The sequence below is a fragment of the Stieleria maiorica genome (genome assembly GCF_008035925.1).
GTDB classification, from domain to species: domain Bacteria; phylum Planctomycetota; class Planctomycetia; order Pirellulales; family Pirellulaceae; genus Stieleria; species Stieleria maiorica.
Genome location: NZ_CP036264.1, coordinates 7,752,898 through 7,763,685, shown reverse-complemented (window position 1 = coordinate 7,763,685; position 10,788 = coordinate 7,752,898). Strand labels below are relative to the sequence as shown.

Sequence of the window (10,788 nt, the reverse complement as noted above, 5' to 3'; positions counted from 1 at the left end):
CAAAACAATATTAGTCAGGGCGGGTAATGTGTGAATTGTCGGCAATGCCCCACCATTCTGCCTTCCCATCATTCTGCCTTCCCATCATTCTGCCTTCCCATCATTCTGCCTTCCCATCATTCTGCCTTCCCATCATTCTGCCTTCCCATCATTCTGCCTCCCCATTGTTTTGCCCCCATTGTTTTGCCCCCATCGTTTTGCCCCCATCGTTTTGCCCGTCTCTCTCTGCCATTTCCACACCCCAACTACTGCGGCAGGTCGGCCTTGCCAGCGAGGAACTCGTTGCCGATGTCCAGAATTTTCTGGTAGCGATGATCGATCGACATCGTGTCGCCGGTGGTCGCGGTCATCATCATCGCGCCGGCGGCCATTTGTGCGGTCAATCGCGGGTCCGCGGGGACCTCGTCGAATTCGGCCGGCGCCATGCTGCCTTCACTCCAGGACGCGGCGGCGGCGACACAGCTGGCCGCGTTGGCATATTCCAACTTTTCAGCGACCGCCATGGCCGCCCGGCGATTCACTTCACTCGGTTCCTTTAACCAGGCCATCACCAATTCCAGTGCGTCGCGTTCCTCTCGGCCCAGTTCGCGGGGGAACACTTCCGCGACGACCCGATAGGCCCAGTAGACGGTTTTTCGTTTGGGCAGATACAGCGTGGCGATCCGGATCGCGTCGGCGAAGAGCTTGTTTTCGGCCAGGACGCGAATGAATTCTTCCGGCGAATGGCTGGGGCGAAACAGCTGCAACGACTCCTCTTCCAGGTCGGTCAATTGACAGAGTTCGACGGCGGAGAGTTTCGGCTGGTCGGGTTGCTCGGTTTCTTGAGGGGCATCAATATCGTCGGCCTGACCGGGACGCCCTTGGATGACCGTTCGCAATTGGGTTTGTCCGGCGACGATTTTATCGCCGTCGACGATCACGGCTTCATCGATGGGCGTTTCGTTGACGAAGGTTGCCGAGGCCCCGGTCATGTCCCGCACCAGGCACTGATCGGACTGGCATTCCAATTCGAAATGCACTTCGGCCATCTCCGCATCGTCTGGGAAACAGACATCGGCAACATCACTGCTTCCGAACCGCGCCCGTTCGCCCGATTGCAGCGGGATTTGCCGACCCAGTGCGGGTCCTGCGGTGACCTGAAGAATGACTCTCATGAATGGAGACCCGAAAAGGAAGAATGTGGCTCGATGAGGGGGCCGCTGCCGGCGGCGACGTGGGTGTTGCAGGACGCATCAGTTGATTTTTGCCATCGCACCTTTCAGCGTCAGCACCCCACTGGCGGCAGCATCGACCATGGTGCCTTTGACCTCGGCCTTGATCTGGGCTTGGACGGAAACCTTCATCGCCTTGATGGTGATTCCCTGTTGGTCGATCTTGATGCTGCTTCCGCCGACCTTCAGCAGGATCGACTTGGCCGCTTCGGTCTTGTGCGCACCGGCTTTGATGCTGACCGAGTCATCACCTTGGCTGACCACCGTGGTTCGGTTTCCCGTCTTGATCGTCAGGGCATCGTCGTCGTAGATGGTCGTCGAACGTTTCCCTTTTTCGATAGCGATCGTTGCGTTGCCTTTGCTGACCGTTTGGGTGAAGTTCTTCAGGATCTTGATGGTCTGGCTTCCGTCCTTGGCTTTGGCGTCACCGATCACGACCTTTTGATTGTTAAAAATCTCGATCAATTGATCGCCGGAATCTTTCTTTTCGAAACCGACTTTCAACGTGTCATTGTTTTCGACGATCCGTTCGAAATCCTTTTCGGCGTGGAAGTAGACCTGTTCTTCGCCCTTTTTGTCTTCGAACCGTAGCTCGTTGAAGTTTTGGTCGGTGCCTTTGGACGAACTATGCGTTTTGATCCCGCTTTGGGTTCGGTTGTCCGGCAACTTGTACGGCGGCATCTCGTTGGCGTTGTAGACCCGGCCGGTGATGATCGGCCGGTCGGGGTCGCCTTCCAGGAATTCGACAATCACTTCCTGACCGACGCGTGGGATGTGGATGCTACCCCAGCGTTTGCCGGCCCAAGACTGCGCGACGCGAACCCAACAGGAACTGTTCTCGTCCGATTTGCCTTCGCGGTCCCAATGGAATTGAACTTTGACGCGGCCATACTTGTCGGTAAAGATCTCCTCGCCTGCCTTGCCAACCACGACTGCCGTCTGCGGACCGCGGATCTTGGGCGAAGGCGTTTGCCGCTGCGACCGAAATACCTGGCGACTTTTGATGGCCTCGAAAGAGCATTCGGGCAACAGTTCGCTCTCGCTCTCCGAGTCCGACTGTCCGGTTTCGGATTCGCTGGTGGTCAATTCCAGATTCGTCGCGACGATCAGATACTCCGCGTTTTGATCGGAGCGAAAGTGGCCGTCGAGCGAGAACAGGGAACCGGTTTGAAACCCGAGCACGTTGGCGCTGCCCCGCACGCGTTCAAACCTCGCCTCGTGTTCTTCGATACGACGACGGGAATAATTGGTTCCGTCCTGTCCCTTGGTGTATTCACCGGGATAGTCGTAGACCTCGAATTTCGACAGGTTGTGTTTGCGTTGACTTTTTGATGTGGCCAACAGGTCGGCATTGGGACGCTCGAAATCGTAGTCGTCCAAAACATAGGCGCCCGTTTGAACCTCATTGGAAGCCGACCAATGGTAGACATGCTCGATCTCGCGCAGTCGGCCTTCGTCGGGCGGAAAAAACGGGACGGTTGCATAACCGCTTGCCGCCGAATGGGCAGACGCGTCATCGGCCAGCACCATCTCATGTTTGGAGTCTTCGTGCGAGAAGAAGTAATAGATCCCCTCTTGCTCCATCAGGCGACTGACGAAATCGAAGTCGGACTCGCGATACTGGACGCAATAATCCCATCGCCGGTAGGTTTCACGAAAGCGCAGGACGTAGTCGGTAAAGCCGTGGTCCCGGAACACGGTTTCGATGATCTCGGGAACCGTCTTGTTCTGAAAGATTCGACAATTCGAGGTGCGGGTCAAAAACCAAAGCCAGGGCACCAGCGTGGCGCGATAAACCGATTTCTGGCTGTGGCTTCCCGCCCACGAAAACCGATTGACCAAACCGTGAAAGTAGCGAGTCGAACCGTTGGGCAGCAGCACCGACACACAAGCCGGTGTACCGAGCAGGTCTTCAAGGACGATGTTGTGGTCGTCTGACAACAGGTCCAGCGAAAATTCGAAGAGGCATCCCAGTCGTTCGAACGCGGACATGCGATGGAACAGCAGCTTGTCCGGCCCCGCCTGAGTGGTGACGGCGATCCCTCGATTTGTCTGGGACGAACTCATAATTTAGCCAATCTCAATGCGCCTGATCCGGGACAATCCGTAGACGCGGGATTGTACAGTATCGCACGACTTCCGCACCAGACTGCGGTGGCAACACGGCCAACGTCGTCAAACGCGATATTGGATGCTGATCCGATGAGGGACTCAACTCTCCTTCAGCGCCGTCACGACCAAACCGGCGACGGGTTGTCTCACCTCGCGACGCAGCACGACCGATCGGATTTCATGAAGGCGAAGCGATGCGGCGGCGATGCAATCGCACAAGTAATCCTGGCGATGGCTGTAGCGGCCGTGCGGATTCAATTGATAGCGTGGCGCGGATTCGGACTGTTCCAGACATTCGACCGTGAATACCAATGCCCCCCCAGGCCGTAGCGCCTCGGCCGCGGTCGCGATGGCATGTTCAAGGTCGCCGAAGTAGATCAGGGTGTCGGCGGAAACGATCAGGTCAAACGTATCCGGGCGGCCAGACATGTACGCCACCAATTCGGTCTCGACCAGTTGATCGTAGACGTTCCGCGACCGAGCTTTGACCATCATTTTGGGCGACAAATCGATTCCGACCAATCGCTCGGCATAGGGCCGCAGATCTTCGCCGCACAGTCCTGTCCCACAACCGGCATCGAGCACGTGCAGGTTGCCCGGGGGATGGGGGATCAGATCTGAAAGTGCGTCGGCGATCAGGGCGGGCGCGCGATAGTCCAACCGTTCCAGGACTTCATCAAAGCTGGCGGCAAACGCATCGAACGATTGTCGGACGTAATCTTCGGAACATCGATCCGGCACCTCGTTGCCTTCGCAAGCGGCCAGCATGTGTTTGGCGATCGGGTTGTCCGGATCGATTTTCAGCCAACTTCGATACACGACAACCGCCTCATCGGCTCTGCCATACACATACAGTGCGCGACCCAAGCTGAGGTGTGCGGTCGAGTGGCGTGGATTGATTTCGACGGCGGTTCGAAACGCGGTCAGCGATTCCTCCCGCTGGCCCGATGCCTTGAGCGCGTTGCCTAGATTCAGGTGGGCGTCGGCGTGACGGGGCTGGGCCTCGATCGCCCGCCGAAATGATTCGATCGCCTCGTCGGTCCGCTTGAGTGCCCGCAGCACGGCGCCCAGATTGTTGTGCGCATCGGCATGACCGGGAGCCGCTTGAATCACGCGTCGGTACTCGGCCTCGGCCTCATCAAAACGCTCGGACTCCTTCAACACGTTTCCCAGATTATTGCGAGCGCCGTGATACGCCGGGTTTCCGAGAAGCGCCCTGCGGATCAACCGCACCGCTTCTTCGGAATCACCTTGCTGATGCCGCAGGACGCCTAGGAAGTGCAGTGCGTCGATGTGATTGGGGTCTCGTTCTAACGCGCGCTGATACAGCTCCTCCGCTTCACTGAAATGACCGCCTTGATGCAGTGAGACGGCTAACGAGACGACGTCGGATACGGGAGGGGATTGCGGAGAGGTTGCCATGACGGAGTGATTTCAGGGGAGCGTGGAGGGCGTACCAGGGCGTCGGGATCGTATGGCACGAGCATAGGTATTGGGCACTAGCCGACCGTTGCCAATCTCCAAAACCCGGACGCAACCAGGTATGGACGGATTCTCGGGGTCCAAACGTGATCGACGAAGGCGCGGCCGCCGACGGACAACTTCCCTCCGGGCAAGTTCTCATGGGGCGTCAGCTTGGGATCGTAATAGCTTTCCAACGCCGAAAGCTTGGGGTTCTCCGCCGACAAGCGAGCCGCGATCGGATCGAACAAGAAGTGCGGCGGCAGCGGGATCGCCGGGGCAAGGGGCATCACGTGATCACGATCGGGACAGGCGTCGTCCACGCCGTGTTCGGTCGTGGCTTGATCCGACGCGTTGTGGTCGCCGGTCGCAATCTGCAACGCCCGACGCAGTTCGGCGATCGTCTGGTCCAGCCTCAGATCGCCGGGAGGGATCAACGAGGTGTCGCTGATCCGCGCCGGCGCTTGCGGGGCACAAAACACGTCGTACAGCGCCACCGCGCTGACCGCTTGCGGGCGGAACTGATATTCACGCGTCAGGTAAAGGAACAGGACGTCGGTGTTGAAGGACAACACACAGTGCGTGAGCAGTTCGATCAATTCCCGCCCGCCCTGTTGAAAACACGTTTTGGTGCAAATCGGCACGCGTATCTGGCTCCTATCGTTTGGGGGTGTCGCCTACGGCATCGGCTTCGCCGCCGGTCGCGGGCGGCAAGGAATGGGAAGTGACGCCGTGCGCGTCGATCAGCGCCGCCCGCGTCGTGGGATGGGTTTGGTCGTTCGCTTCGTTCGGTTCATAGTCGCTGACGGAAATGACAAAGACCTGGGGCGAGGGGGTTTCATCGATCTGATTCAAAATCTGCGTCAGGCCTTTGCACAGATAGCCGTTGCACACTTTGGATCGCATTTCACGCGGCAACGTACAGCCGGACGCTGCATGGTAGACGCAGGAATCCTCATACGTTCGGTGGCCGATACGACTGACATAGGCGGACAACACATCGCGCGGCCGTTGGTCCGGATGCTGTTCCATGTACCGGACGATCGTTTCGACATTGATGAACGCATGCCCGCTGCCTTGGGGACAGCAGTGGCCGCGGCAAACGGCACAGCCATTGCCAAGCACTGCGAGTTGAGTTTCGGTCAATCCGCACGGCTCGTCGTAGAGGTCCGGTTCGCTGTCCAACGACGCGTTCCCGAACCGGACCGCGGCGGCCTGACTGAGGACACCCATCAGACGGTCCACAAATTCACGGACACGCCGCTTGGGCAACTCGGTCAAGCGACGGCGATTGGCCGGAATCACGCTGTGGGCCCGGTCATTGGCCGCGGGAATCGCCTGGGAATCGACGAGTGCTTGTTCGGCCGCGGCGGCCCGCTCTTGGAGTGCGGATTGACGGCGAAGTTCGGCTTGGGCCTGTTCGCGAACGTGGCGGGTCTTGCACTCACCTCGGCCACAGACTTTTCCCACCGCCTGCTCACCGACCGTCAAGACGTTTCCGCACAAAATGCACGCGGCGGCGTGATGGGAATGAAAGGGGACGCCGGCCGAACGAGCGTCACGCCCCGATTCTCCGTCCGCTCTGCCCGCACGGTGGTTGATTAGTGGCGTGGGACGCGGCATGGCATGACTTTAACAGCGTTCATCGTGTGGCAAGGCGCGTCGAACTTCAAACAGATCGACGCGGCACGATCGGATCGAGTGCTTCAGTTTACGGTCTGGTGGTCGGGCTGCCTACCGACAACGGTTGCCGCTGTGCCAGACCCGCGGCGTCCGTTAGACTCATGCCAACGTTAATACTTCACAAATCTCTACGCGACGGGCTGGATTATGGCGAGCGAGGTGTCGGGGGAAACCAATGACCTCCTCAATGAAGCGATTCGATTGCATCACGAAGGAGAACTCACCAAGTCGGAACGGCTGTACAAAGAGGTGCTTGAGCGTGAACCCGAGCAAACCGTCGCGATGCAACTGCTGGGCGTCATTGCGGCGCAGTTCGGAAATTTGGAGTTGGCGATCCGGCGGGTCCGCCAATCGATCACGATCGACCCCAATCAGCCCGGCGCGCTGAACAACCTGGGCAATATGCTGGCCGAAGCGGAACGGTACGACGAGGCCATCGATGCGTATGAGCGATCGATTCACTTTGAACCCACGGATCCCCACGTCCACCTTCATCTGGGACACGTCTACGGCTACCAGGATCGTCATCTGGAAGCGGTGGCGGCGTACAAACGGGCAACCGAATTAGAGCCCCGCGACGCCGCGCTGTGGAACACACTCGGCTGGGCGCTGGATAAAATCGGTCAGCTGGACGATGCGATCGCGGCTTTCGAGCGTGCGATGGAACTGGATGCAAACTACATCTCCCCAAAAGACGGCATGGGGAAAGTGTTCCGGCAAATGGGACGACTGGAAGACGCGCTTGCGATCTATCAACAATGGTTGGCGATCGAACCGGACAATCCGATCGCACAACACTTCGCGCTCGTTTGCCGCCCGGGCGAAGCACCGCCCGATCGGGCGTCGTCCAGCTATGTCAAACAAACCTTTGACGTCTTTGCCGAACGATTCGAGTCGCTGCTGACGAATCTCGATTACCGGGCGCCCGAGTTGCTCGCGAACATCATCGAGAACCTGGTCGCGGATGATGACCGCGGCAAGCTGAATGTCGTCGATTTGGGATGCGGAACCGGGCTGTGCGCGAGCTACCTGCGGAAATACGCCGACCATTTGGTGGGCGTGGATCTGTCGCCCGGAATGCTGGCCCGGGCACAGCAGAAAGAACAGTACGATGAGCTGATTGAAAGCGAGCTGACGGAATACTTGGACGCATGCGATGAAACCTTTGACTTGATGATTTCCGCCGACACGCTGATCTACATCGGAGACCTGCGGTCCACCTTCGATGCGGCCGCGCGAACGTTGCGGCCCAGCGGGACGCTGGTCTTTAGCCTGGAAAAACTGAGCTGCGACCCTGCCCCAAAGTCCTGCGGGTCACCGGACGACAACGCCCCGAACCACGGCCTGGTCGGCGATGGATACCAACTGGGCACATCCGGGCGATACCAGCACACCGAGGCTTGCGTGCGATCCTGGCTGGAACAGAGCGGCTTTTCCACCACGGTGTTCACCGAGGCAGAAGTCCGAAAGGAAGGACACGAAAGCGTGACCGGGTTCCTGGTCGCCGCCCATCGTCATGAAGCATCCTGAGGTGCTGCCCCCACATGAAAGGCTCTGATTCCGTGATCTCTGAAACGACCCTGGTCCCACTGTCGCCGAAGGACGCCGCGTGCTTTCGCGATGTTTGCCGCGCCGCCGGCTACACGCAAACAAAGCTACACGAGACGTTTGAATTCCTGGTGCCGCCTCCCAGCGACCGATTGCCGCCGGCGTTACTGGCTTCGCTCGGGCCCTGCGAGAGTCCGTTTGATGTGCTCGCGAGGCTGTTTTTCCTGGGGGTGCCCGTCGATGCGGACGTTGCCGGCACGCTGCTGCCGACCGCAATCGTCCAGTCGTGTCTGCAAAGCGGCTTGGTGTCACAAGACGAAAGCAAACTGTGTCCGGCCGCGACCCTGGTCCCGGTAGACGACCTGTTGTTCGCCGCCGACCTACAGCGGACCGACTACTTGGACAACGACTTGTTTGTCCCCACGCTGTGCGATGCGGCGTTGCATCTCAATGCGGTCGCGATTCACAACCGGGGCGGCAAAACGCTCGACCTTTGCAGCGGGTTCGCATTGCATGGGATCACCGCAAGCGGACGCAGTGAGTCGGTGGTTGCTTCGGACTTGAATCCCAGGGCGGCGGAGTTCGCCCGCTTCAATGCGGCACTGAACGGTTGTGAAAACGTGCGTGCCGTCACCGGCGACCTTTTCTCGGCGGTCGCCGGCGAGCGTTTTGACACGATCTTGGCCAATCCGCCGTTCATCATTTCCCCCTCGGCGGTTACCACGTATCGTTACAGCCCGTTTGAGCTGGACGGGTTCATCAAGATAATGTTCGCCGCTGTCCCCGAACATCTCGAAGAAGGCGGGACGTTTCAGACGATCTGCGAGTGGGTCGAATTGGAAGGGCAGGACTGGCAGGATCGCCTGAGGAGCTGGTTTGCCGGTTCGGGCTGCGACGTCTGGGTCCTTTCGGCCAACCGCCAGTTCCCATCGACCTATGCCCGCAGCGTGCTCAGCCAATCCATTGACGATGAATCCGAACTGTCGACGCAACAGCAACAATGGGAACAGTACCTTCGCCAGCGCGGCGTCGCTGCGATCCAAGGCGGATTTATCTTCTTGCGACGCCGCCGGGGGAACAACTGGTTCGATTTCACGGAGCTGACCAAGCCGGTTCGCGAGCCGATCGGCGATGCGATCGCCCAGGGGTTCGCAAGCCGCGACATCGTCTTTGGCAGCGATGGCGATGACCGGCTGCTGTCCAGCCGATTGGCCGTCGCCGACGGGTTGCGTCAAGTCGAAACGTCTCACTGGAAAGACTTTCGCTGGAAACGCGACTCGATCGTTCTGCACCTGGACAAGGGGCTGCCGGTGACCATCGGAATTGACGGCTACATCCGGACCCTGATCGAACAATTCGACGCTTCGCGGAACGTGCAACAGTGCCTGGACCTGTTTTCCAAAGAGATCGGACTGCCGATCGAAACGGGGCGCAAGAAGGGGCTGGACGTCGTGCGGTCGATGCTGAAGAACGGAATCCTGGTCGCGATGCCCAAGTGAGACAGGCCGTTCAGCCGCTGGCGCGGAACCGCTCGATCAGCTCGCGAATCGTCGCTTCATTGGCGTAGTACTCCGGCTCCACATCATGCTGCTGGTGCCAGCGCAAGAACTCGAGCAACTCCGGCTGCTTCAGTTCATTGATCAACGTCGGATTGATCGGAAACTGATAGCCGTGCTCCTGGATCTTCTCACACACCTGAATCAGCTCGGACGCGTCGAGCAGATTGGCGGCCCCGGCATCAACGAGTGCTTGGACGCCTAGCGGAGTGGGCGCGGGGTTTTGGGTCAAGAACCGATCGACGACCTGCCAGACGGTCGCGACTTGGAGCGTCTGTCGCAGATCGCTCGGTGGCGCGGCGCGCGATGAACCTGACGATGCGATCGGCGACGCAGGACCGGAGACGAATTTTTTTAGCCAAGCGAACATCCCCAGAGCATAGCAGCAACACCGCCGCGGCAACCAGATCCACGCACACCTGCCCAGCGCGTGCGGTTTTGAAATCATCCTTCTGGCTGGGAGGGTCGAGCGCAGCGCGGGGCATAGGCGCCAAGTGAAGGCGGGGAACTATCGAACACGCGACGTCACCCTCCCTTCCAGTGCGTTGGTGTCTACACGAATCGGTCCGCAATTTAGAGCATGGCTCTCCTCTCCCTAAAACAGATCGCGCAAACAGAATTCGATCGCGGAAGGATGATGTCCGCGATCTGTTTTGGGGAGATGGGTTGGGGGTGGGCTGGCGAAAATCAATGGAACTTGGAACGTTGGGTAGGTTCGGGGTCGTCCAGCGATTCTGCTGGATCCCTCGATTGCAAATTGCAAACTGTTCATTGCAGAATTCAAATTTGCCGGGAATCGTCGCTCAAATCATTTCGCAAATTGCACTGTTCATTTTGCAATTTTCAATCATTGCCGGCTCACCCGTTTTCGACGCCACGTACTTTTTCATCAGGCCAGGTTGGGGGTGAGGGGCCGTACACCCAACCAGTTTCCGCGGCGTTGGCCCCCTCATCCCCAGCCCTTCTCCCCCGCAAAGCCGGGGGAGAAGGGAGCCATTGAACGTCGTATCGACATCAATGATTCCAACGTGGGTTTCGTCTTAACTTGATGCCGATGGGGTTAATCACTTGCCCGGCCAGATTGGAAAAGCTCGATATTGCAAAAGCGCAAAACAAAACGCGACCGGGCCGTGATCGACCCGAGTCGCGTTTGAGACATGAATGAGCGTGTCAGCGTGCGGGGGTGTGGAAACTGGAATCAGCCCACCGCCACTCAA

The 10,788-nt window shown here is 58.9% G+C and carries 8 protein-coding genes; 2 read left to right on the top strand and 6 right to left on the bottom strand.

Translation table 11 applies throughout. The features are described 5' to 3' along the window. Positions 1 to 245 precede the first annotated feature (245 nt). From Mal15_RS26375 to Mal15_RS26355, 5 genes are all read right to left on the bottom strand, one after another. On the bottom strand, positions 246 to 1,154 hold the full coding sequence (locus tag Mal15_RS26375) for an FHA domain-containing protein (RefSeq protein WP_147870488.1): 909 nt from the start codon (positions 1,152 to 1,154) through the stop codon (positions 246 to 248). A gap of 78 nt (positions 1,155 to 1,232) precedes the next feature. After that, on the bottom strand, positions 1,233 to 3,278 hold the full coding sequence (locus Mal15_RS26370) for a type VI secretion system Vgr family protein (protein WP_147870487.1): 2,046 nt from the start codon (positions 3,276 to 3,278) through the stop codon (positions 1,233 to 1,235). Positions 3,279 to 3,422: 144 nt separating this feature from the next. Further along, entirely contained in the window at positions 3,423 to 4,745 is a 1,323-nt protein-coding gene (locus Mal15_RS26365) for a tetratricopeptide repeat protein (RefSeq protein WP_147870486.1), read from the bottom strand. Between the two features lie 77 nt (positions 4,746 to 4,822). Next, entirely contained in the window at positions 4,823 to 5,428 is a 606-nt protein-coding gene (locus Mal15_RS26360; protein WP_147870485.1) for a hypothetical protein, read from the bottom strand. A 13-nt stretch (positions 5,429 to 5,441) separates the two neighbouring features. Next, on the bottom strand, positions 5,442 to 6,407 hold the full coding sequence (locus Mal15_RS26355) for a hypothetical protein (protein WP_147870484.1): 966 nt from the start codon (positions 6,405 to 6,407) through the stop codon (positions 5,442 to 5,444). A gap of 261 nt (positions 6,408 to 6,668) precedes the next feature. Between Mal15_RS26355 and Mal15_RS26350 the strand changes: the two genes are divergently transcribed. Together Mal15_RS26350 and Mal15_RS26345 are read left to right on the top strand one after the other, a co-directional pair. Continuing rightward, positions 6,669 to 7,997: a tetratricopeptide repeat protein gene (locus Mal15_RS26350; protein WP_233903041.1), complete on the top strand. Its 1,329-nt coding sequence runs from the start codon at positions 6,669 to 6,671 to the stop codon at positions 7,995 to 7,997. A 14-nt stretch (positions 7,998 to 8,011) separates the two neighbouring features. Then, a complete protein-coding gene (locus Mal15_RS26345; protein ID WP_147870482.1) occupies positions 8,012 to 9,514 on the top strand; it encodes a methyltransferase in 1,503 nt (500 codons plus the stop codon). Between the two features lie 10 nt (positions 9,515 to 9,524). On the opposite strand, the gene Mal15_RS26340 is transcribed toward Mal15_RS26345, so the two are convergent. After that, positions 9,525 to 10,019: a hypothetical protein gene (locus Mal15_RS26340; RefSeq protein WP_147870481.1), complete on the bottom strand. Its 495-nt coding sequence runs from the start codon at positions 10,017 to 10,019 to the stop codon at positions 9,525 to 9,527. Between the last annotated feature and the right edge of the window lie 769 nt (positions 10,020 to 10,788).

Excerpts from the sequence above, each read along its gene's own strand:
- Mal15_RS26345 (WP_147870482.1), top strand. The coding sequence starts at position 8,012 with ATGAAAGGCTCTGATTCCGTGATCTCTGAAACGACCCTGGTCCCACTG.
- Mal15_RS26340 (WP_147870481.1), bottom strand. The coding sequence starts at position 10,019 with ATGATTTCAAAACCGCACGCGCTGGGCAGGTGTGCGTGGATCTGGTTG.
- Mal15_RS26375 (WP_147870488.1), bottom strand. The coding sequence starts at position 1,154 with ATGAGAGTCATTCTTCAGGTCACCGCAGGACCCGCACTGGGTCGGCAA.
- Mal15_RS26355 (WP_147870484.1), bottom strand. The coding sequence starts at position 6,407 with ATGCCGCGTCCCACGCCACTAATCAACCACCGTGCGGGCAGAGCGGAC.
- Mal15_RS26365 (WP_147870486.1), bottom strand. The coding sequence starts at position 4,745 with ATGGCAACCTCTCCGCAATCCCCTCCCGTATCCGACGTCGTCTCGTTA.
- Mal15_RS26370 (WP_147870487.1), bottom strand. The coding sequence starts at position 3,278 with ATGAGTTCGTCCCAGACAAATCGAGGGATCGCCGTCACCACTCAGGCG.